Raw genomic sequence first — 19630 nt, forward strand, 5'->3', positions numbered from 1 at the left:
CGAGAGCGGAGACACCGAATGGCAACCACCCTCAACCCCACCCCCCTCGTCGTGAAGTCCGGCACGTCCTGGACCGACGCCTGGCAGCGCTGCCTCGCCGTCGCCCCCGAGGCGTTCCGGGACGACCGTGTCCTCAACCTCTGGAACTCCGCCTGGCAGGCGGACGGCCGGGCGCTGCCCGCCACCAGCCCCGTCGACGGAAGCCCCATCGCGGGCCCGCCACGGCTGGACCGCGCCACCGCCCAACAGGCCGTACGCGCCTCGCTCGACCAGCACCGCGCCTGGCGCCACGTGCCCCTGGAAGAACGCCGCGCCCGCGTGGCGGCCACCCTCGACGCGCTGACCGAGCACCGCGAACTGCTCGCCCTCCTGCTCGTCTGGGAGATCGGCAAGCCCTGGCGGCTCGCGCAGGCCGACGTGGACCGGGCGATCGACGGCGTGCGCTGGTACGTCGACGGCATCGAGCCCATGGTGGAAGGCCGGGCCGCACTCGACGGACCCGTGTCCAACATCGCGAGCTGGAACTACCCGATGAGCGTGCTCGTTCACGCATTGCTGGTACAGGCATTGGCAGGCAATGCGGTCATCGCCAAGACCCCGACCGACGGCGGCGTCGCCTGCCTCACCCTGGCCAGCGCGCTCGCCGCGCGCGAAGGGATTCCCGTCACCCTCGTCAGCGGCAGCGGCGGCGAGTTGTCGGAGGCGCTCGTCCGCGCCCCCGAGATCGGCTGCGTCTCCTTCGTCGGCGGCCGCGACACGGGCGCCGCGGTGGCCACCGCCGTCGCCGACCTCGGCAAGCGGCATGTACTCGAACAGGAAGGACTCAACACCTGGGGCATCTGGAACTTCACGGACTGGGACGCGCTGACGGCCGTCGTCCCCAAGCTCTTCGACTACGGCAAGCAGCGCTGCACGGCCTACCCGCGCTTCGTCGTCCAGCGGTCGCTGTTCGACGAGTTCCTCGCCGCGTACCTGCCGGCCGTCCGCACCCTGCGGATCGGTCACCCGCTCGCGGTCGAGCAGCCCGACGACCCGTACCCCGCCCTGGACTTCGGTCCCGTCATCAACGCGGCCAAGGCCAAGGAACTGCACGACCAGGTCGCCGAGGCCATCGACCGGGGCGCCGTCCCGCTGCACCGCGGCAAGCTGTCCGATGCGCGCTTCCTGCCCGGCCAGGACACGGCGGCGTACGTCCAGCCCGTCACGCTCCTGAACCCGCCCCCGTCCTCACCGCTGCACCACGCGGAACCCTTCGGCCCGGTCGACACCATCGTCCTGGTCGACACCGAGGCCGAGCTGCTCGCGGCGATGAACGCGTCGAACGGCGCGCTCGTCGCCACGCTCTCCACGGACGACGAGGCGACCTATGACCGACTCGCCCCGCAGATCCGCGCGTTCAAGGTCGGCCACGGCAAGCCCCGTTCCCGCGGTGACCGTGACGAACTCTTCGGAGGCTTCGGCGCATCGTGGCGCGGTGCGTTCGTGGGCGGGGAGCTGCTGGTGCGTGCCGTGACACAGGGGCCGGCGGGGGAGCGGCTGCCCGGCAACTTCCCGGACTATCACCTCATGCCGTGAGATGAGGTCGGGCGGCGTCCATATCGGGGCGCCGCCCGTCGACCGGCTCGATGATCTCGTCCACCAACCAGCGTGCGACGCCCGGCGGATAGGGCGCCGGCAGGGTGAGGACGACATGGTTCACGCCGATGCCGATGAGCTCGGCGACCACCGCGCGGGTGGCGCCGGGATCGTCGTACGAGACGACGACCTGCACGGAGCGGGTGATCTCCCGCGGATCCCGCCCGATGTCCGCGCAGTGTGCGTCCAGCACGCGGGCGCGCTCGGCGATGAACTCGACGCCGTTGTGCGGCGGTCCGGGGATGTTCCAGATGTCCGCCTGCTCGGCGACCAGCCGCAACAGTCGGGTGCCCCAGCCGCCGATCAGCAGCGGGGGACCGGGCCGCTGCACCGGCTTGGGCTCGTTCCGCGTGCCCCGGAGCCGGTAGTGGCGCCCCTCGAAGTCGAAGGCGTCCTCCGTCCACATCCGCCGCAGGATCTCAACGGTCTCCCCGAGCCGGGCGATTCCCTCGCCGGGCGGGACGAGCGTCAGCCCGTACGCCTCGTACTCCGCGATCGCCGGATTCGCCCCGGCGATCCCGCCCGCGCCGGACGGCTGATGTGTGCCACCGACGCCGATGCCCATGACGAGCCGTCCACCGGAGACGACGTCGACGGTCGTTGCGATCTTTCCCAGGACAGCGGGCGGGCGCATGCGGTTGCTGGTGACCAGCAGCCCGAGCCGCAGCCGCTCGGTCTGCGCGGCGAGGGCGCCGAGCAGGGTCCAACTCTCATACGTATGGCCGCTCTTGGGTCCGCGCAGGGGAAGCAGGTGATCCCTGAGCCAGGCGTCCTGGATCGCGGGCAGGGCGTCGGCCTCCAGCCAGACGCGGCGGATGTCCTCGTAGGAGACATGCATGGGGGTGGTCTTGATGCCGAAGCGCACGCGTTGTTCGCTGACATCCGTCAGCCTAACAAATCATCAGGATCGCTGACCATCAGTCTTGGGTACAGTCTGGGTGTGACCGCTGAGCAGCCTCCCGCGCCCCTTGAATCCCGGCTGGGCTACCTCCTCAAGCACGCCCAACAACGGCTGGCCCGGGCGTCCGCCGGGGCGCTGGCGCCCTTGGGGATCGACGGGCACGAGCTCGCCGTGCTGGCACTGTTCTCCGCCGAATACCCGTTGTCCCAGGTCGAAGCGGCCGGACGGCTCGGCGTCGACCGCACCACGATGGTGGCGCTCGTCGACGGCCTGGAGGACCACGGCCTGGTCGAACGCCGCCGCAGCCCCCAGGACCGGCGCAAGAACATCGTGGAGCTGACCGCCGCGGGCCGGGACTGCCTGCGCCGCGCCGAGCGGGCGCGCCGTGACATGGAGCGCCGCTTCCTCGCCCCGCTGGACGAGGAAGCGGCGGCTACGCTCGTACGGTCCCTGCAGCTCCTGGCGGCGGAGGATCGGGTCACGGAGTGACGGTGTAGGTCTGCACGTCGAAGGTCAGCCCCAGGGAGTTGGTCGGTGCGACCGTCACCGAGGTGCCGTCCACCGTGATCTTCAGGAAGTGGTAGACCTGTGCGTCGTCCGTCGGAGCGGTCGCGGCGCCGCAGGCCGAGCCGCGGTTGCGGCTGTAGGACCAGCCGATCCCGTACGCGTCGGTCGCCGAGCAGCCGTTCTCGCCGACGGAGTGCACATCGGCTCCGCCGCCCCCGGTGACGTAAGAGACGATCCGTCCCGGGCCGCCGGTGTTGCGCTGGTAGAGATGCGAGTGGCCGTTGAAGACGAGGTCGACGCCGCCGTCCAGCAGCGTCTGCTCGACGTCCGCGAGGAAGGTGTCGCTCGGCTCGCTCGCGCTGTCCGAGCGCAGTGGGAAGTGGAAGAAGGCGAACTTCGGTCCGGTCGGATGCGCTGCGAGGTCGGCCTTCAGCCACTCGTACTCGGCGGACCCGTTCTGCCAGTGGGCGTGCGCGTCCTGCTCGTAGATCGCGCAGTGCGCACCGCACGAACCACCGGTCGCGGAGCCGGTGTTGGAGTTCCCCCACGCCGTGTCGAGGACGTAGAAGCGGACGCCGCCGGTGGTGAAGGCGTAGTACGTCGTCGGATAGCTGATCGCGTTCGAGCCGAGGTACGACGGATAGTCGACCATCGCGAAGACGCCGCCCGACGCCGCCGTCAGCGCCGACTGCTTCCACACCGACAGATAGGTGGCCGTCATGCTGTGATTGCCGACCGTGCCGATGAGGGGGAGGCGCATGCCGGGCTGGGTCCAGTAGGACGGGCCGAACCACGAACTCACATCAGGGCCCGTCTGGTTGAGGTCCCCGTACTGCGTCTGCGAAGTGCCCGGATGGGTGTTGTCGCCGGTCTGCAGGACGAAGCGCGCGCCACTCGACGCGATCTGGCTCATCACGTTGGCCTGGTTCACGTTCACCGAGCCGTCATTGACGCCGCTGTTCGTGGTCTCGCCGGTGTCGCCGAGCACCGCGAAGGTGAAGGGCGCGGTCGAGGAGGCCGAATCGGGTGTGGTGAAGCTTGGGGTGGCCAGGGAGCCGAGCAGGTCGGTTCCCGAGGCGGTGAAGACGCGGTAGCAGAAGCCGGTGCTCGCGCTCAGCCCCGTCATTGTCACCGAGTTGGCGTACTCGCGGGTCGACCCGACGGTGATCGGGCTGCCGAGCGTCGCCGAAGTGGCCGTGTTGGCGGTGCAGTTGCCCAACGGGCCGTAGCGGACCGATCCCCGACTCTGGGTCGTGGTCGCCCAGTTCACCTGGACCGAGGTGGTCGTGGCGTCCGAGAGATACGGCGCCCGCGCCAACTGCGGATCAGCGCCCGGGAGATCGGCCTGCGCCGGAGCCGTGAACGACAGCGCCGCGCCCACCCCCAGTGCGAGGGCCAGCGCGGCGCGGCGTGTCTTTCTGGTCAGCGAACCTCTGCTCATGTTCTTCTCTCCCTTCTCGTTCTGACACCCCGCAGCCGGGCAAGGCCCGCCACCGCGCCCACCAGCAGGGCGGTGCAGCCGAGGATCCGCAGCAAACCCGGCCAGTAGCCGAGGGGTTGCTGCCGGGCGGCCCCATACGCTGCGGGCGGTACCGACGGCGAGGCGGAGGCGGGCAGGCCACGCAGTCGGCGCAGCTCGTCGAGGGCCTGCGTGCCGTGGGCCACCGACGGCTCCACATGCGAGTTCTCACTGAACTCGTTCCAGCTGATCAGCCCGAGCACGTCCGGGTCCGAGGCCACGGCCGCCGCGTACTCGGCGCGCAGTGTCCGGCCCCCGTCGCGCGGTACCGACTTCGTGCCGCCCACCTTCCGCGCGTCGAAACCCGGCGCGAACGGCGCCATCCAATAACCGCTCGCCCGGTGCACGGTCTCGGCCATGACGCGCAGTTTCGTCTCGTGCCGGTCATTGGTGTCGGGGTTCACCGACGACCAGTAGTACGCGTCCCCGTCGGTGACCCGCGCCAGCCTGCGGCAGCCCTCCGGATTCTTCTCGGTGCCGAGGACGGTCATCCGGGACCGCACGGGCCCGGTGATCCGCGCGACGTCCGCGGTCGAGTATTCCCAGGTGCCGCTGAACACGGTGAGCGGCTTGCCGTCGATGCGGAAGAAGGCCGGGTCCCGCGCGTAGTGGTCGCGCAGCAGCCGGAAGTCGGCCGCGACGCGGGCGGTCGCCAGCGGGCGGCGGTGGAAGTCGAGGCCCTGGTAGATCACCGCCACGTTGAAGTCCTGCGCTCTGGCCTCGGTCAACAGCAATTCCAGTCGACGGTTGTTGACGGCATTGGACTTCCAGCTCACCACGAAACCGTCGATGCCGGCCGACCGCGCCCACGCGATGTGCGTACGGATCACGGAGACGTCGTCGCTCGAATACCGGCCCAGGCGCGGATAGTCGCTCTTCGCACGCTGCCAGGAGGAGCGTTCGAACCACTGGTAGTAGTAGGCGAGGAGCGGCGCCCGGGGCTCCGCCGCGGGCGCGGGCAACGGCAGCAGCCCGGCCGCCACCAAGGCCAGGACCATCACCAGCGCCGCTCGTCTCATACCCCACCCCGCCGTCTGCGCAGCCTCCGCCCCACCAGGAGCAGACCAAGTGCCACCGTCGCCAACATCCCGGCCGCCAGGGCCAGATCGGCCCTGCTGACCACCCGTACATCCACGGACCGGGTCCGTGAGAGACGGATCTGCTGCGCGGCCCGCAGCCCGTTGCCGCCGGTCACCTCCACCTCGTACTGCCCGTGCGGCAGATCGCGCAGTGTCGCCGTCCGGTCGTCGCCGAATGGGATGGCGCGCACGGATCCGTCCGGCAGCGTCACCCGCGCGGTGCTCCCGGCGGCCGAACCGAATACGGCGTCCCGCGCCGAGACGGTCAGATCGTGGAAGGGTGTCGTGAAGGTGACCTCCCGCACCTCGGCGGGCCGGAACCGCTGCCGGCCGGCGTCCACGGTGTTGGTGCCGTACGCGTCGGCCGACAGCAGCACGTAACCGACTCGCCGCGAGGTCAGCACGCTCTTGCGGTACACGGGCCGCAAGCCGTCCAGCCAGACCGGACGGCCCACCGGCAGCCGCTGCGTGCGACCCGTGTCACTGCGTACGGTCACCTTCGGCACCAGGGCCCGAGGCACCGCCTTCCCGTCCTGGTCGACGCAGCGCAGCGTCACCCGGTAGCGTGCCGTGAAAGCCGCCGTCACCGTGTAGTCCGCGCGCAACGGCAGCCCCTCCACCGCGCGCCGGAAGGCCTGGTCGGGGTCCCGCTGCCCGGCCCACCGGGAGAAGCTGAACTCCTCATCGGAGGAGCCGAGTTCACTGTCATCGACTGTCAGTGTGTGACCGTCGAAGTCGTGCGCCCCCGTGAAGCGTGCCGTGCCGTTCGCGCCCGTGACGGCCGTCCGCCCATCGAACACGAAGCGCACTCCGGCCAGTTGAGGCTCAGTACGTACGGTGACGGTGACCTTGCTCGCCGCGAACGCGGGTGTCGGCAGCAGACAACCACCCAGGACGACCATCGCGAAGAGCGCCAACCACCTCATGACATACGCCATGTGGGCCGCACCGCCCCCCACAACAGCAGCGCGACCACGGCGCAGGCTCCGCCGTACACCGCGTACGCAGGCAGAGGCGAGGGCCTATGGGCCACAGGAAACGCCGCCTCCCGGACGTCGTCGGGGATGAGTTCGGCCTGCCGCGGTGGCGCCCCGAAGTCGAAGGCGTCGGCCAGGCTGCGCACTTCGGTGGTCCGTCCGCCGAGCTTGCGCAGCCCCCAGTTCTCCTCCACGAACCGCAGCGCGCTGGCCGCCTCGTACTGACCGTGCTGCACCTCGCCGCGTGCCACGTACGGACTGACCAGCAGCGCGGGCACCCGCAGCCCGCGCCCGGCAGGCGGCTTCACATGGTCGTACCAGCCGCCGGACCCGTCGTAGGACCACAACAACGCCGATGAGCTCCAGTACTGACTGACCATCAGCTGTGATGTCAGCTCCCGTACCAGCCGCTGTCCCGCCGGGATGGAGTGCGCGGAGCGCTCGCCCGCGCCGGACGAAGCGATGTACGCGACGGCGGGCAGTGTTCCGCGCTCCACGTCCCGGTAGTACTCGCTGAGATCGGCGATGTGGGAGTTGAGTTTGGGGTCGTCGACGAAGCGCGGGATGTCGAGGAGCGGTACGCGTACGGTCTGGGTGGCCGGGTCGGTGGGGGAGGTGGTGCGGTAGGTCTGCTTCGGGTCGTAGTTCTGAACGTAGAACTTCCAGCTGACTCCCGCCTCTTCGAGCCGGTCGAAGACGGTCGGCCGGTCGAGGTCGGGGCCGCCGGTCACCCAGTGGGCGCGGTTGGCGCGGGTGCCGTCGAGGGAAGACGCGAAGAAGTGGTCGAAGAGTGCGTAGCGGTCCGCCGCGTTCCAGTAGAAGGGCAGGTCCCGGCGGTCGTAGTGGCCCATCGCCACGCGCCCGTCCCGGCCCTGCCGCTTGAAGGCGGCGACGAAGGAGTCCATCCGCCCGCGGTTGTACTGCTGTTGGACCAATAGGGGCCCGGCACCCGGCGACACGGGTGTGGCGTCGTGCAGCGGATATGGCGCGACCAGACCGTCGTCCGGATGCTTCAGATCGATCGCCTGGCGGGCCCGCGGCGGCAGCCCGTCGGCTCCGGGATACGTACCGAAGTAGTGGTCGAAGGTGCGGTCGCCCTGCATGAGGTAGACGAAGTGCTCAATCGGCGTACGAGGACTCGGAGTTGATGCCGAAGCGGTGCCGCTTCCCGCGAGCAGCAGGAGGATCACCGCGACGAACACCACCCTCAACCGGGAATTCATGACGCCCTCACCCGGTAGACGACCACGACCCGCACCCCGTCCGCGTTCCGCGCCGTGAACACCGCGTCCCCGTGATAACGCCCCACCAGTTCCTGCAACTTGGCGGTGAAGAAGCGCGTACGACGGGCGGTGTACGCGTCCCACACCAGGTACTGGAAGCGGCCGTCCCGCAGGGCGCGGTCCGGGTTCTCGACGGCGCGGTAGCTGGGGTTGCGGCGCGCCGGATCGGGCGAGACGGACAGCGCGGAGACGGGCCGCAGCCCGTAGTACTGCACCACATTGGCCATCGAAGGGCCGATGGCCAGCAGCCGTGCCCCCTCGGGTGCGTTCGTACGTACCCACAGTCCCGCCTCCCGCCCGCCGGGCAGCCCGCCGGTCCCGGCCAGAAACCGGGTGCCGGTCTGCGGCGCAGTCCGCAGCCAGGACGGAACGGCCAGGGAGACGACCACCAGGCAGATGGCGGCCGCCGCCGCGATCCGCTGCGCTCGCAGCACGCGCGGGAACGAGGTCAGCGTGCGTCCCGCCAGGACCGCGAACACGGGAGCGGCGGGCAGCAGATACTGGAAGCCCTTCACCGGCCACACCGTGAAGAACAGTGCGGGCACGGCCACCCAGCACACCAGCAGCCGCTCCCGCCAGGTGTTCTCCCTCCGTAGCCACACCAGCCCGGCGAGGGCGGCCAGGACCGCCAACGGGCCGACGGCCCAGCGGACTTCGTGCGCGTAGAAGGAGTAGGGGTGGTTGGCGCGCCGGAACATCTGCCACAGCAGATAGTTCCCGCCCGCCTTCGAGTGCCCGGACAACGCCTGCGACAGCGGATGGGCCACCGCCACCACCGCGATCGCGCCGAGCGCGGGCAGCAGATGCCGCCAGCGGGTGCGCACGGCCGGGGTCAGCGCGAAGAAGGCGTACAGCGAACCAAGGAAGACGATCGACGTCTCCTTGGCGAGGACGGTGAGCCCGAGCATGCCGCCCGCCGCCAACAGCCAGCGCGGCGCGGGCGATTCGGCGTACCGCACGACGCAGTACAGCGTCCCGGTCGCGCACAGCGTCATCGGCGCGTCGAGCAGCACCTGGCGGCTCACCACGACGTGGTACGGCATCACGGCCAGCAGTAGCGCCCCGACGAGCGCGGCCCGCCGCCCGTACAGTCTGCGGCCCAGTCCGTACGTCAGCGCGACCGTCGCCACGCCGAGCAGCGCAGGGACCGCGCGCGCCGTCCAGTCGCTCTCGTGGACCCGCAGTGCCAGCGAGACCAGCGACTGGAAGAGCACGGGATGCGCCCTGAACACCGGGAAGAGCGAACCGAGTTGGCTGTCCCCGGCGAGCGAGGCCGACGTGCCGGCGTACACCGCCTCGTCACTGTTGAACCCGGTGTCTGTCAGCCGATACAGGCGCAGAAACGCGGCGACGAGCAGCACCACGACCAGGGGCGCGGCGCGGCGCAGTGAGACCCCGGCGCCGGAGGGGGCCGGCACCGGGGTGGTGCGGGGCGCTCCCGAAGGGAGCACGAACCGTTCAGTCATGCGGCGGCGCCGGGCAGCAGCCCCCACCGGGGCCAGGCCTCGGCAGCCGTACGCGACGTGTGCCGCTCCCCGGCCAGCAGCCGCGGTATCTCGTCTGCCCAGCCGAAGCAGTCCGAGGCGAGGACCCGGGTGCGCACTCCGGAGAGGAACCCGGCGAGGATCTCCCGCTCACGGGCGCGCAGTTCGGCGTGGTCGAGGCTGCCGATGCGCAGCGCGGGCGCGAGATAGCGGTACGGCGGAAAACCGTACGCGTCCTCGGTGTTGACGAGCATCCGCTCCAACGCCTCGGCACCGTCGAGGTCGTACAGGGACGGCGCCCCGCGCTCGATGACGAACAGGTCCTTCACCTCGACGCTCGATCCGAGCCGGCAGGGCACGAGCCGGTCGACGCTGTACTTCGGCGGCGGCACCAGGATCTGCGTGATCGCGTTGATGCCCATGATCGGCAGATTGAAGCGGGCCAGCATCAGCGCGATCGACCGGCCACCCTTGGAGTGCAGGCGAGACTGGAGGTTGAGCCGTCGCCACTCCTTCTTCGTCAGGTCCTCGGCATGCACGGCGCGCAGCGTGTGCGCGCTGATGGTGAGCGGCTTCGGGAAGCAGACGGCCCGCCCGCTGGCGTCCACCACGGTCATGTCGTCCGACAGGAAGCGTCCGCCGTGCTCGCGCAGCAGCCGCAGTACGGTCGCGGTCTTGCCGGTGTCGGTCAGTGCGGACAACATCACGCCGTGTCCGTCGAGTTCGACACAGGCCGAGTGCAGCAGCATCCGCCCGCGCGAGATCAGTACGAAGCGGAGCAACGCCTCGACGACGTTGGTGTACACGACGTGGGGGGAGCGGGCGAGGAGCGGACCGACCTCCACGGTGATCGGCGGCCCGAGGCGTACGCGGAAGTTGGCGCCGAAGCGGCCCAGGTGCTCCTCGTACCGCAGCGCTGCCGACTCGCCGCGATCCTCGGTGAGGGCTGCCCGGCGGCGCGGCCTGCGCCGGCCGACGTCACCGACCCGTATCGCGATGTCGACCTCCGCGTCCGGGATCCACTGGGCGCGGAAGAACTCCAGCTCGGGCAGCCGGATTTGGGATCCAATGGTGACGGTGCCGGCCACGTCGTACCGATAGGGGAGGTACACGGACCGTTTGCGGCTGGGCGCTTCGGCGCTTTCCGCGTCGGAGTCCACCAACATCCTTACGGGGTCACGCCGTTGGACCTTCTGCTCGCCTCCCCGATAGATCAGGCGGTCGCTGACCACGAAGCGGAGCAGGAAGAGGAGGACGAGCGTGAAGGCGTTGGCGGTGAGCACGCCCATGCCGGCCACCACCAGCCACTGCAGCAGCGGCAGCCGGGCGACGAGCAGCAGGTTGTTCATCGCGAAGAACCTTCCGGCACGCCCATACCAAGTGCCCTGCCGCTGTCCCTTGCGGTACACGGCGGCGTCGGTGAGGACGAAGTTCCAGGCGGTCGAGAACTGGGTGGCGAGAGCCGCGCCGACCAGATGATGGACGCCGAGCAGATCGAAGAAGAGCCACAGCGCGGCCGTGTTCACCGCGACCCCGGACAGCCCGACCGCTCCGAACGCGATCATCCGCAGCAGCTGCCGCTGCCCGCCCGCCACTCCGCGACGCAGCCGCCCGACATGCCGTACGAACGCGATCCCCTCCCGGAGCGAGGCCTTCGAGCGGCCCGCCTCGCGGGGCGCGAAGGTGTACGCGACCTCGGCGACCCGGGCCGCCGGGTGCCGTACCAGGATCTCCAGCAGGATCTTGAAGCCGACGGGACGCAGCAGATCGGTGTCGATCGCGTCCTTGCGAAAGGCGAAGAGCCCGCTGAGCGGATCGCTGACGGTGGCGAGCCGACGCGGGAACGCGGCCTTGACCAGGCGCGTCGCGGTCGACGAGGTCGCCTGGCGTCCGGCGCCCGCGAGCCCCTCGGGCTGACCGGTACCGGCGTACCGGGTTCCGACGGCGATGTCGACGCCCTCCCGCATCGCTGTCCTGGCCAGCAGCGCCGCGGCCCCCGGCGGATGCTGCAGATCCCCGTCCATGACGAGGACCCAGTCGCCGCGCGCGACCCGGGCGCCGGCCACCACCGCGCCCGACAGACCGCCGCCGCGCACACCTGGCGGACGGTGCAGCACACGGATGGGTATGCGGCTGCCGGGCGCGAGCGCCGCGAGTTCCTTGACCGTGCCGTCGTCGCTGTCGTCCACGAACAGGATCTCCGCGCCGAGCGGTGCGACCGCGGGAGCGAGCCGGTCGAGGAGCAGTGGAACGCTTTCCTGCTCATTGCGCGTGGGCACCAGGACGGTCAGCCGGGGCGCGGCGCCGTCGCCGCCCCCGCCGAGATCCTGGACACCGGGGTGATCCGTACGGTCCCCCTCGCGGGCATCCGTACGGGAATTGATGACGTGCGCCATGGAGTCCCCCCAGAACGCGTGCCCGTCGGCGGTGCAGCGCGACGGACACCGAAGCCGCCCGAGGACACGGGCGGAGGAGCGAGCGGTGACCCTCGCGGCGTACGGTCTCGACGCGGCGCGGGGCGGTACGGGACGTGCCAGTGGTACGGAAAGGTACCGGGCTCCACGGTCAGGAGCGGAAGCCAGAGGCTAGCAGCGGGCGTGCGTGATTCGCCCGGCATTCGGCTTGTATCCGATGGTAATTTGCCTGCTGTTAACCGGAGTTGATCGCATACTGCACCTTGAGTCGCTTCCCGCCTCACCTGTCCCGGCCAGACGTAGCCAGATCTACGCATCTATTACATCGAGGTGAAAGTCTGCGCATTCTCCACGGAAACTCTGGTGGCGCCGGGATTTCGCGACAACCATGGCCCGCATGACTTCCGACGGATCAGCACCCATGCCGGAAGCCCCCGCCGACGCGCCCGGGGGCGCGCCACCCCCCTCACGGCGGGACCACGCACTCACGCTCATGGACGCGATGCGCGCGGTCCTGGACATGATCGACGACCTGGAGGCGCTGAGAACCGAGAACCGTCAGCTCAAGGACGCCCTTGAGGGCCGCGCCCTGATCGAACGCGCCAAGGGCATCCTGATGGCTCGCCGCGGCTGCGACGAGGCGACCGCCTTCCGGATGCTGGTCGCCCTCTCCCGCGAACAGCACCGCAAGGTGCGGGCGGTGGCGGCGGACTTCGCGAAGGGGGGCGGGGTGGATCTGGGGGCGTTTCCGCTGACGTGAGGGCGTGGGCGCAGTGCCTGGCTGTGGCTACCCGACCGTGTGCGAGGCCCAGCCGGTGGTCGTACGGCTATCCGATGCCCTGTCGGTTGGGCCGCAGAGCGAAGGCGCGGTCGGCCGCCTCGGGGACCGTCCGCTCCACGGGCTGCGCGAGCAGTTCGCGGCAGCGGACCAGCGGCTCTTGCCCGTCCGCGGGGGCGACCAGCAGCGGATCGTCGAGCCCGGCGAGCATGCGCCGCGTGACCTGCGGGCTGCCCGCCGCGCACCCCGGATCTCCGTGAACACTGGATCCACCAGTCGGTCCAGCGCGGCACGAGTTGCACCAGGCGCACGCGGCCGCGCCGGTCGCGGTGCAACGAGGCGTCGAGCGGCCGGCCGGAGACGGCGGCCGGGAGCTGCACGATGCGGTCCACGGTCTGCACGGCGGTGGTCGGGTCGTTCACGGCAGGCGACACGCGCGCGGAGCCCGATGTCGGACAGCTGTCGCAGCCTGAACCCGAGGGAAAGGTGCGCTCGACGCCCACGGAGACGGTGTAGCTCAGGGAGCGCCGGGAAGGAGCGGGACCTCCGTGCACGGCGAGGAGCACGGGTGTTCCGGGTACGGCGAAGTCCCCGATCCGCGGGATGAGCCGCAGTACGACACCCTGCTACCGCGCCGCCCTGACCAGCCGGGCGATGTTCACGTCCCGCAGCACTCCGGCCCGCCCATGATGGGCGACCCACGCGGTCTCGGGCCCGAGTGTCTCCTCCTCTCCCGAGGGCCGGACCGCGGGCATGCGCGCGACCACCCTGAACGACTCCCAGGTGACCCGGGTCGATCACATGGCTGACCCGCATGCGCCGCAGCGTCGAGTTCACGTACATCACGAACAGCAGCAGGCTCAGCCCCAGCATGGTGAGCGTCAGGACCGACTGCACCAGGGGGACGGACGTGACGGACCGCGGGTTGGCCTCTCCTCGTACGCCGCCAGTACGAGGAGAGACAGCACGAAGGTTGCGAGGAACCGACTACGACACGGTCGGCGAGCTGCTCAGGATTGCCGAGGACGCGGACGCCGTGGTGACCGCGGTCAGCTCGGCGATGATGACCTCCCGCAAACCCTCGGTAGTCAGTCAGTAACCCATGGTGAGACTCTAGGCGCACCCCCACCTCGCCCCCAGCATCCGCTCCGGCGACGCGGATACGCAGGTGAAAGGCACTCCGAAACCTTGGTATTGTTGTCCATGTCGCCGCGGGGAACACCCCCGGCCAGGCGGCAGACACCTGGTCCGGGTGGCGGAATGGCAGACGCGCTAGCTTGAGGTGCTAGTGCCCTTTATCGGGCGTGGGGGTTCAAGTCCCCCCTCGGACACACATCATTGCCCCATGGTGCCCGTTTTGCGGGCAGGGGAAACTGGCACCCGCCTCCGGCTCCCGGCCGGGCACGGGTGCTTTGTCGTTTCAGGGGGTTCCTGGCCTCCTCCTTCCTGCGGTGTGCGCGTGCGGGGCGGTGGTCAGCCGATGGTGATCCTTTCTCGTCGTGGCGTGTCTGCGGTGAGGGTCCGGGCTGTCGGGTCGAAGGTCAGTGTGAGGGTCTTGGCCCGGAGGCGCGCAACGGCGTCTGCTGGGGGTATCCCGTCTTGTTCGGACTGGTGGTCGGTGAGGCGGATGAGTGGGGCGGGCGGTTGGGCAGGATGCGGTCCTCGCGGACGCAGGCATTGGGCGTCTGCCTGGCGGAGGGTGGGGTGGCGCTGGTGTGGCCGCGGGCCGGCACCGGTAGGCGGGTCGGTGGGCCCAGTACGACTCCATCCGGCGCTCGCACAGTCCGCAATGCAGCAGTCCGGCCAGGAGGTAGGTGTGGCCGGGGCGGTTGGCCGGTCGGCGCGGAGGTGCTGGACCGTGATGAGGTCGGCTTCGCTGACCAGGGCCGGGTGCGCGGGAGCGGTGGAGATGATCCAGTCGGTGGGGGTGTTCCAGCGCACGTCCCGGTGGCCGAGGCTGGTGTTGGCGGGGTCGATGAGGTCGTGGTCGGTGCGTTGCCGGTTCCAGACCTGGCGGCCGGTGTAGCGGGGGTTGTCCAGGATGGACCGCACCGTGGTGAGGATCCACTGGCGGCCGGACTGGTGCGGGTTGAGACCGGGGTCGGCAGCGGACGGTCAAGGGATGCCGGCATCGTTGAGGGCGCGGGTGATCCGGGCGATACTGTGCCGGGCCAGCCGCTGCGCGAGACGGCATCGCCGCGTGATGGAAGCCCGCACCCCGCTCCGGATCGCCCGAGAGTCCTTCGCGGCCCTCGGTGTGGAGCCCTGGTACGAACGTGCCCGCCAGGAACTCCGCTCGGCGGGCGAGGGCAGCAAGCGTCAAAGCCGTACCGACTGGGACCTGCTGACACCTCAAGAGCTGCAGATCGCCCAGCTCGCGGCGGAAGGCCTCTCCAACAAGGAGATAGGCCAGGAACTGTATCTGTCACCGCGAACGATCGGCGCGCACCTGTACCGCATCTTCCCGAAGCTCGGGATCACCTCTCGGGGCCAGCTGAGGGACAAGCTGAGCGCGAACTGAGCATGACCCTCGTGGCCGCGCACGCTTGTTGTCCCTCACCGCACAGTGGGGTGCTACGCAAAGAAGCACCCGCGCCCCGCACCAGCACAGGCCTGGCCTGCCGCCGTCGGCTATGTGCCTCGGGCGGCCGCTCTGGTGGAAACGGACGAGATCGCACTCGACTCCGCAAGAGCGGCACGATGCGATGCGGGCCACTGAACTCGTCAGTGCCTGGAGCTCACCTAGCCAGCACGGTCTCCAGCCACTGCAGGACTTCGGGAGTCACGGGGTCGGCTATGTCGGCGAACTCCTCGTGCTTCTTGAGGAACTTCGCCACGTAGGGGCAGACCGGCACGATGCGCTTCCCGGAGGCACGTACGTCGGTCAGGGCCTGCTGGACGAGGAGCGAGGCCAGGCCCTGACCGGCGAAGGCGTCATCGATCTCGGTGTGGTAGAAGACGCGCTGGTTGTCGCGGTCGCGGTACGCGGTGAGGCCGGCGGTTCTGCCGTCGACCAGGATTTCGTACCGGTGCTTGGCGTCCACTTGCAGGACGATCGGAGCGGAGGTGGGCCGTGTCATCGTGTGCCTTTCAGTGGCGCGTCGGGTTTTTGCGCGGTGCGATGGTGGCGTTCGGAAGGGCGGGTGCGGGAAGGCGGTCGCCGTCGTAACCATCGACCCTGCCGAAGCGGTCGGATGCGTTCTGCCACGCTTCCCGGGCTTCGGCGATGTCTTCGTGGCTGCGGCCGATGAAGTTCCACCACATGACGATCTGTTCCTCGAACGGCGTTCCGCCGAGCAGCACCGCCCGGGCGGGGGTGTCCGTCTCGTTCGTCAGCGTCAGCGTGTCGTTTCCCGTGCCGAGGTAGCCCAGTTCCGCTGGGTGCAGGAGTGTTCCGGCCATGCGGACATCCCCTTGGTCGACGAGCAGGCCGTACTCGAAGATGGCATTCACCGGGAGCGTGGTCGTCGAGCGCGGATCGAGGACGAGTTCGGCGCCGAGCAAGGGCGTGAACGTCCGCACCGGAGAGGTGTCACCGGCGAGGGATCCCAGAAACACTCTGATGTCTGCCCCGCCCACCCGGACCGGGCTCGGCACGTAGTGCCGGAAGTCCCGGCCGGTGTACCGGTGTTCATCGGGAAGCGCCACCCACAACTGGACGCCGTGCAGGGTCGTGGTGCGGGCGGTGGAGACTTCCGAATGGCTGATGCCGTACCCGCCGGTCATGAGGTTCAGCTCACCGGGCCGTACGAGCGCGTGGCTGCCCAGGCTGTCGCGGTGCTCGATCTCTCCGCTGAACAGCCAGCTCACGGTCTGCAGGCCGGTGTGCGGATGGGGAGCGACGTCCATGCCGCCCGTGTCAGCGACGTTGTCGGGGCCGTAGTGGTCGACGAAACACCAGGCTCCGATCAGCGTGCGGGCACGCTGGGGCAGCGTGCGCCGTACCGTCATCGCTCTTGGCCCGCCCAACGGGACGTCCCGAGCGGACAGCACGTCGACCTGCGGCGCGGCCTCACCGTGGTCCGCGGCATCGCAGCGCAGTTCGGCGGGATCCACTTCGACGTTGCTCATCGCACGCCCCTCTCACACCCGAGGATGATTTCATATTCAACAATCATGCCTGATAGTAAGTCCATGTCCCATCACATGCACGGCAGAGCGAGCGAGGGCCGGGAGCGGCCCTGAAGGAGCCCACGTTGAGTGACACCACAGCAGACCCCGCGAGCCGGCGGGTCTGCATCGACAAGCAGAGCCCCAAGGCCTACCACGCACTGGTCGAGACGGCCGACGCGGTCCGCGCGGTCGCCGCCGAGGCGGGGCTGGACCGCAGCTTGGTAGAGCTGATCAACCTCCGCGTGTCACAGATCAACGGCTGCGCCTACTGCCTCAACGTGCACACCAGGGCCGCGCTGCGCGCCGGCGAGACCACCCAACGTCTGGGCGTGCTGGCCGCCTGGCGCGACACCGAACTGTTCACGGAACGGGAACGCGCGGCACTCGCCCTGGCGGAGGCGACCACCGAACCCGCGAACGCCGTCGCGCAGGAGAGCGCCTACGAAACAGCTCGCCAGGTCCTCAACGACGACGAGATCTCCGCGGTGATCTGGGTGGCGATCACCATCAACGCGTTCAACCGGGTCTCCGTCCTGAGCAAGCACCGCGTCGTCCCCCTGACACTCGGTTCCCCGCGTGGGTGATCGCCACCTCGGTCCGCTCAGCGGGCAGCGCGCAGGATCAGGTCGGTCACGGGGTCGGGGTCGCTCACGGCGACCGCGTGGGGTGCGCGGACGGTGATGGTGCGGGCGCCGGCCCGGTCGGCCATCCACTGCTCGGCGGCCGGTGGGATGTTGCGGTCCTCGGTGGCCACGAGGTACCAGCTGGGGATCTTCTTCCACGCGGCCGCGGTGGCCTTCTCCTGGAGGGCGGCGACGGTGATCGGACGCTGACCCGCGGCCATCACCTGGGCGGTCGGGACGGCGACGCCGGCCGCGAACTGTTCGCGGAACAGGTCCCTCTTGATGATCAGCTCCTCGCCGGTGCCGCCGCCGGGCAGCGGGTAGGACTGGGTGGACGTCGCCTGCGCCAGGGTGCTGCCGGGGTACTTGTTCGTCAACTCCAGCGCGCTTTCCCCGACGTCGGGTATGAAGGCGGCTATATAGACCAGTGCCTTGACCCGTGGGAACTCGGCTGCGGCCTGGCTGATGACCGATCCGCCGTAGGAGTGGCCCACGAGCACGATCGGTCCCGGAACGCTGTCCAGGACGCTGCGGATGTAGGCGGCCTCGCTCGCCAGCCCGCGCAACGGCAGTGCTGGTGCCAGTACGTGGTGCCCCTGCCGTTGGAGGCGCTCGACGACAGCGCTCCAGCTGGAGCCGTCGGCGAACGCGCCGTGGATCAGGACGATGGTGGGCTGGACCGGGTGCTGGTGCGAGTCGGCCGACCGGTCGTTGGCCGGTGACGTGGCCGAGAACGCGGCACGGGGCGCCGCCAGGACGGCGGCGCCGGCCAGGAGGGAGGCGGTGACGGTGCGCCGGGTGATCGGTGAGTTCATCGTTGACTTCCTACGGGGCGGTGAAGGGGATGCGTCCCCATACGGACGGGGACGGGTGCGCGTGAGCAGGGCGCATCGGGTTGCCGCGACAGCCCGGACCGCCCGCGCCGGCGATGATCGCGCGGTCGGGCAGCGGAAAGCGCCGCCCGTCGAAGCCGCCACGTGGGTGGCGAGGGAGCGTCCGCGTCGAGGAGGAGCGGCTGCCAACCGCCGGGGCCGAGGCCCCACGGCAAGACAACTGGCCGAGGGACAGGCCGACTCAGTGGGCGGTGGCCCGGACGGCCTCCTCGATCAGCTTGATGACGCGCTCGGGGTGGGCAAGCATCACCAGGTGCGAGGAGTCGACCTCGACGGTGGTCATGCCGGCCCGCTGGTAGCCGTAACGTTCCACATCGGGGTTGATGGTGCGGTCGGCTGCAGCGACCAGACCCCAGGAGGGCTTGGTCTTCCACGCCGCCTTCGGTGCCTTCTCGGTGAAGGCCTGCGCGGCAAGCGGACGCTGGGAGGCGGCGAGGACGGCCGCGAGGCGGGGGTCGACGTCGGCGGCGAAGATGGACGGGAACTTGTCGATCCGGACCGACACGTCGGTGCCGGGAGTGGCGGAGCCCTCGATCGGGAACGGCGTGTAGACGAGCGCGGTGGCGAGGTCGGAGTCGGGGAAGCCACCCTGTAGCTCGCCCAGGCTCTCGCCCTCCTCCAGGGCGTAGCCGGCCAGGTAGACCAGCGCCCTGACGTTGTCCTCCACGCCGGCGACGGTGACGACGGCACCGCCGTAGGAGTGTCCGACCAGGATGACCGGTCCGGGTATCTCACGGACGATCGAGGCGATGTAGGCGGAGTCGCCGAGCAGGCTGCGGTTGGGCACCGCCGGCGCCACCACGTCCAGGCCGCGGGCGATCAGCTCGGGGATGACGCGGGCGAAGCTGGACGCGTCGGCGAAGGCGCCGTGGACCAGGACGACGGTCGGGCTGTCGGAACGGGACAAGGCACAACTCCCTGTTGATGTCGTGGTGATCGGATGATGCGCGGCTGGGAGGTCGCGGTCAGGCCCGCTGCCTGTGCTGGGAGCGAGTGCCGCCAGGAGACACGGACGACTGCCCCGGTCGAGGCGCTTCACCTGGCGGGAGCGGCGCAGGCGGGCTCCGAGCCGAAGCGATGCGCCGCAGGCTTGAACAGCACATTAGGGGCGGCCGGCGAAGGCACCTTGTCTGTTGGTGCACCACTTGTGGTCCGTCCGCGCCTCCGAGGGGTGCGGGTGATGGACGTCTTCGAAGGCCTTGCGCAGCAGCGGGCCGGGACATGTCCCTTCCTGGCACTTCCAGGCAAGAAGCGGTGCGTTCGAGGACAACAGGCGGCGAGATGTTCGCCCTAGCGTGATGACATCCCGCGCCGCGAACGCCCGGACGTCGGACGCCGATGGGCCGATGCCCTCCGTACAGCGCCCTGTCTCATCGAGACGGAGCGTGGTCCTGCGCGCGTCAGTCACTCCGGACGAAGGAACG

19 protein-coding genes, 1 tRNA gene and 2 pseudogenes are annotated in these 19630 nt (G+C 70.0%); 7 read left to right on the forward strand and 15 right to left on the reverse strand.

Features of this window, described 5'->3' with window-relative positions; all coding sequences use genetic code 11:
* The first annotated feature begins 18 nt into the window (after positions 1 to 18).
* Positions 19 to 1575 carry an aldehyde dehydrogenase family protein gene (locus ACFY0T_RS07750; protein WP_388865592.1) on the forward strand — a complete coding sequence of 519 codons (1557 nt, stop codon included), beginning with the start codon at positions 19 to 21 and terminating at the stop codon, positions 1573 to 1575.
* Here ACFY0T_RS07750 and ACFY0T_RS07755 read toward each other — a convergent pair.
* The gene (locus tag ACFY0T_RS07755; protein ID WP_388865718.1) at positions 1565 to 2473 is read right to left on the reverse strand and encodes an LLM class flavin-dependent oxidoreductase; all 909 of its coding nucleotides are present in this window, start codon (positions 2471 to 2473) and stop codon (positions 1565 to 1567) included. The genes ACFY0T_RS07750 and ACFY0T_RS07755 overlap by 11 nt on opposite strands.
* 102 nt (positions 2474 to 2575) lie before the next feature.
* On the opposite strand from ACFY0T_RS07755, the gene ACFY0T_RS07760 reads away from it, so the two are divergent.
* Entirely contained in the window at positions 2576 to 3025 is a 450-nt protein-coding gene (locus ACFY0T_RS07760; RefSeq protein ID WP_388865594.1) for a MarR family winged helix-turn-helix transcriptional regulator, read from the forward strand.
* Here ACFY0T_RS07760 and ACFY0T_RS07765 read toward each other — a convergent pair.
* From ACFY0T_RS07765 to ACFY0T_RS07790, 6 genes are read right to left on the reverse strand one after another with little or no spacing between them, the layout of a single operon-like run.
* Positions 3015 to 4484 carry a fibronectin type III domain-containing protein gene (locus tag ACFY0T_RS07765; RefSeq protein WP_388865596.1) on the reverse strand — a complete coding sequence of 490 codons (1470 nt, stop codon included), beginning with the start codon at positions 4482 to 4484 and terminating at the stop codon, positions 3015 to 3017. The two genes, ACFY0T_RS07760 and ACFY0T_RS07765, sit on opposite strands and share 11 nt — an antisense overlap.
* Positions 4481 to 5581, reverse strand: a complete 1101-nt coding sequence (locus ACFY0T_RS07770; protein ID WP_388865598.1) for an endo-1,3-alpha-glucanase family glycosylhydrolase — start codon at positions 5579 to 5581, stop codon at positions 4481 to 4483. Before ACFY0T_RS07770 ends, ACFY0T_RS07765 begins: the two co-directional genes overlap by 4 nt.
* Positions 5578 to 6567 carry a hypothetical protein gene (locus tag ACFY0T_RS07775; RefSeq protein WP_388865600.1) on the reverse strand — a complete coding sequence of 330 codons (990 nt, stop codon included), beginning with the start codon at positions 6565 to 6567 and terminating at the stop codon, positions 5578 to 5580. Before ACFY0T_RS07775 ends, ACFY0T_RS07770 begins: the two co-directional genes overlap by 4 nt.
* Positions 6564 to 7841: an alkaline phosphatase family protein gene (locus tag ACFY0T_RS07780; RefSeq protein WP_388865602.1), complete on the reverse strand. Its 1278-nt coding sequence runs from the start codon at positions 7839 to 7841 to the stop codon at positions 6564 to 6566. The genes ACFY0T_RS07775 and ACFY0T_RS07780 overlap by 4 nt, the downstream gene beginning before the upstream one ends.
* Positions 7838 to 9367, reverse strand: coding sequence for an ArnT family glycosyltransferase (locus ACFY0T_RS07785; RefSeq protein ID WP_388865604.1), 1530 nt, complete (start codon positions 9365 to 9367; stop codon positions 7838 to 7840). The genes ACFY0T_RS07780 and ACFY0T_RS07785 overlap by 4 nt, the downstream gene beginning before the upstream one ends.
* Entirely contained in the window at positions 9364 to 11781 is a 2418-nt protein-coding gene (locus tag ACFY0T_RS07790; RefSeq protein ID WP_388865606.1) for a glycosyltransferase, read from the reverse strand. The genes ACFY0T_RS07785 and ACFY0T_RS07790 overlap by 4 nt, the downstream gene beginning before the upstream one ends.
* Before the next feature lie 415 nt (positions 11782 to 12196).
* Here ACFY0T_RS07790 and ACFY0T_RS07795 point away from each other — a divergent pair, with 415 nt between their 5' ends.
* Positions 12197 to 12559: an ANTAR domain-containing response regulator gene (locus tag ACFY0T_RS07795; RefSeq protein ID WP_388865608.1), complete on the forward strand. Its 363-nt coding sequence runs from the start codon at positions 12197 to 12199 to the stop codon at positions 12557 to 12559.
* Between the two features lie 67 nt (positions 12560 to 12626).
* On the opposite strand, the gene ACFY0T_RS07800 is transcribed toward ACFY0T_RS07795, so the two are convergent.
* From ACFY0T_RS07800 to ACFY0T_RS07810, 3 genes and pseudogenes are all read right to left on the reverse strand, one after another.
* Positions 12627 to 12788 (reverse strand): hypothetical protein, encoded by a 162-nt coding sequence (locus ACFY0T_RS07800; protein WP_388865610.1) that lies wholly within the window; start codon positions 12786 to 12788, stop codon positions 12627 to 12629.
* Between the two features lie 124 nt (positions 12789 to 12912).
* Positions 12913 to 13143 (reverse strand): annotated as a pseudogene (locus ACFY0T_RS07805) (DUF2254 domain-containing protein); the annotation flags it as partial.
* Positions 13144 to 13203: 60 nt separating this feature from the next.
* Positions 13204 to 13332 (reverse strand): hypothetical protein, encoded by a 129-nt coding sequence (locus tag ACFY0T_RS07810; RefSeq protein WP_388865612.1) that lies wholly within the window; start codon positions 13330 to 13332, stop codon positions 13204 to 13206.
* A gap of 218 nt (positions 13333 to 13550) precedes the next feature.
* On the opposite strand from ACFY0T_RS07810, the gene ACFY0T_RS07815 reads away from it, so the two are divergent.
* Positions 13551 to 13676, forward strand: coding sequence for a hypothetical protein (locus tag ACFY0T_RS07815; protein ID WP_388865614.1), 126 nt, complete (start codon positions 13551 to 13553; stop codon positions 13674 to 13676).
* A 147-nt stretch (positions 13677 to 13823) separates the two neighbouring features.
* A tRNA-Leu gene (locus ACFY0T_RS07820) sits at positions 13824 to 13908 on the forward strand.
* Positions 13909 to 14050: 142 nt separating this feature from the next.
* On the opposite strand, the pseudogene ACFY0T_RS07825 reads toward ACFY0T_RS07820, so the two are convergent.
* Positions 14051 to 14650 (reverse strand): annotated as a pseudogene (locus ACFY0T_RS07825) (recombinase family protein); the annotation flags it as partial.
* A gap of 130 nt (positions 14651 to 14780) precedes the next feature.
* Between ACFY0T_RS07825 and ACFY0T_RS07830 the strand changes: the two are divergent.
* Positions 14781 to 15098 (forward strand): response regulator transcription factor, encoded by a 318-nt coding sequence (locus tag ACFY0T_RS07830; RefSeq protein WP_388865616.1) that lies wholly within the window; start codon positions 14781 to 14783, stop codon positions 15096 to 15098.
* Between the two features lie 217 nt (positions 15099 to 15315).
* Here ACFY0T_RS07830 and ACFY0T_RS07835 read toward each other — a convergent pair whose 3' ends face one another.
* Positions 15316 to 15657 (reverse strand): GNAT family N-acetyltransferase, encoded by a 342-nt coding sequence (locus tag ACFY0T_RS07835; RefSeq protein ID WP_388865618.1) that lies wholly within the window; start codon positions 15655 to 15657, stop codon positions 15316 to 15318.
* Positions 15658 to 15667: 10 nt separating this feature from the next.
* A complete protein-coding gene (locus ACFY0T_RS07840) occupies positions 15668 to 16648 on the reverse strand; it encodes a pirin family protein (RefSeq protein WP_388865620.1) in 981 nt (326 codons plus the stop codon).
* A 125-nt stretch (positions 16649 to 16773) separates the two neighbouring features.
* Here ACFY0T_RS07840 and ACFY0T_RS07845 point away from each other — a divergent pair, with 125 nt between their 5' ends.
* The gene (locus ACFY0T_RS07845; protein WP_388865622.1) at positions 16774 to 17274 is read left to right on the forward strand and encodes a carboxymuconolactone decarboxylase family protein; all 501 of its coding nucleotides are present in this window, start codon (positions 16774 to 16776) and stop codon (positions 17272 to 17274) included.
* 17 nt (positions 17275 to 17291) lie between these two features.
* Here the strand turns inward: ACFY0T_RS07845 and ACFY0T_RS07850 are convergent, their stop codons facing one another.
* Positions 17292 to 18128 carry an alpha/beta fold hydrolase gene (locus ACFY0T_RS07850; RefSeq protein ID WP_388865624.1) on the reverse strand — a complete coding sequence of 279 codons (837 nt, stop codon included), beginning with the start codon at positions 18126 to 18128 and terminating at the stop codon, positions 17292 to 17294.
* Positions 18129 to 18387: 259 nt separating this feature from the next.
* Positions 18388 to 19113: an alpha/beta fold hydrolase gene (locus tag ACFY0T_RS07855; RefSeq protein WP_388865626.1), complete on the reverse strand. Its 726-nt coding sequence runs from the start codon at positions 19111 to 19113 to the stop codon at positions 18388 to 18390.
* Between the last annotated feature and the right edge of the window lie 517 nt (positions 19114 to 19630).

Origin of the sequence: Streptomyces sp. NPDC001530 (assembly GCF_042894545.1) — a bacterium.
Lineage (GTDB): Bacteria > Actinomycetota > Actinomycetes > Streptomycetales > Streptomycetaceae > Streptomyces.

What these genes read in the sequence shown, in the direction of transcription:
- ACFY0T_RS07810 (WP_388865612.1), bottom strand. Translation starts at nt 13,332, where the DNA reads ATGCCCGCGGTCCGGCCCTCGGGAGAGGAGGAGACACTCGGGCCCGAG.
- ACFY0T_RS07765 (WP_388865596.1), bottom strand. Translation starts at nt 4,484, where the DNA reads ATGAGCAGAGGTTCGCTGACCAGAAAGACACGCCGCGCCGCGCTGGCC.
- ACFY0T_RS07785 (WP_388865604.1), bottom strand. Translation starts at nt 9,367, where the DNA reads ATGACTGAACGGTTCGTGCTCCCTTCGGGAGCGCCCCGCACCACCCCG.
- ACFY0T_RS07775 (WP_388865600.1), bottom strand. Translation starts at nt 6,567, where the DNA reads ATGAGGTGGTTGGCGCTCTTCGCGATGGTCGTCCTGGGTGGTTGTCTG.
- ACFY0T_RS07800 (WP_388865610.1), bottom strand. Translation starts at nt 12,788, where the DNA reads ATGCTCGCCGGGCTCGACGATCCGCTGCTGGTCGCCCCCGCGGACGGG.
- ACFY0T_RS07755 (WP_388865718.1), bottom strand. Translation starts at nt 2,473, where the DNA reads ATGCATGTCTCCTACGAGGACATCCGCCGCGTCTGGCTGGAGGCCGAC.
- ACFY0T_RS07795 (WP_388865608.1), top strand. Translation starts at nt 12,197, where the DNA reads ATGACTTCCGACGGATCAGCACCCATGCCGGAAGCCCCCGCCGACGCG.
- ACFY0T_RS07840 (WP_388865620.1), bottom strand. Translation starts at nt 16,648, where the DNA reads ATGAGCAACGTCGAAGTGGATCCCGCCGAACTGCGCTGCGATGCCGCG.
- ACFY0T_RS07770 (WP_388865598.1), bottom strand. Translation starts at nt 5,581, where the DNA reads ATGAGACGAGCGGCGCTGGTGATGGTCCTGGCCTTGGTGGCGGCCGGG.
- ACFY0T_RS07850 (WP_388865624.1), bottom strand. Translation starts at nt 18,128, where the DNA reads ATGAACTCACCGATCACCCGGCGCACCGTCACCGCCTCCCTCCTGGCC.
- ACFY0T_RS07790 (WP_388865606.1), bottom strand. Translation starts at nt 11,781, where the DNA reads ATGGCGCACGTCATCAATTCCCGTACGGATGCCCGCGAGGGGGACCGT.
- ACFY0T_RS07835 (WP_388865618.1), bottom strand. Translation starts at nt 15,657, where the DNA reads ATGACACGGCCCACCTCCGCTCCGATCGTCCTGCAAGTGGACGCCAAG.
- ACFY0T_RS07780 (WP_388865602.1), bottom strand. Translation starts at nt 7,841, where the DNA reads ATGAATTCCCGGTTGAGGGTGGTGTTCGTCGCGGTGATCCTCCTGCTG.
- ACFY0T_RS07750 (WP_388865592.1), top strand. Translation starts at nt 19, where the DNA reads ATGGCAACCACCCTCAACCCCACCCCCCTCGTCGTGAAGTCCGGCACG.
- ACFY0T_RS07830 (WP_388865616.1), top strand. Translation starts at nt 14,781, where the DNA reads ATGGAAGCCCGCACCCCGCTCCGGATCGCCCGAGAGTCCTTCGCGGCC.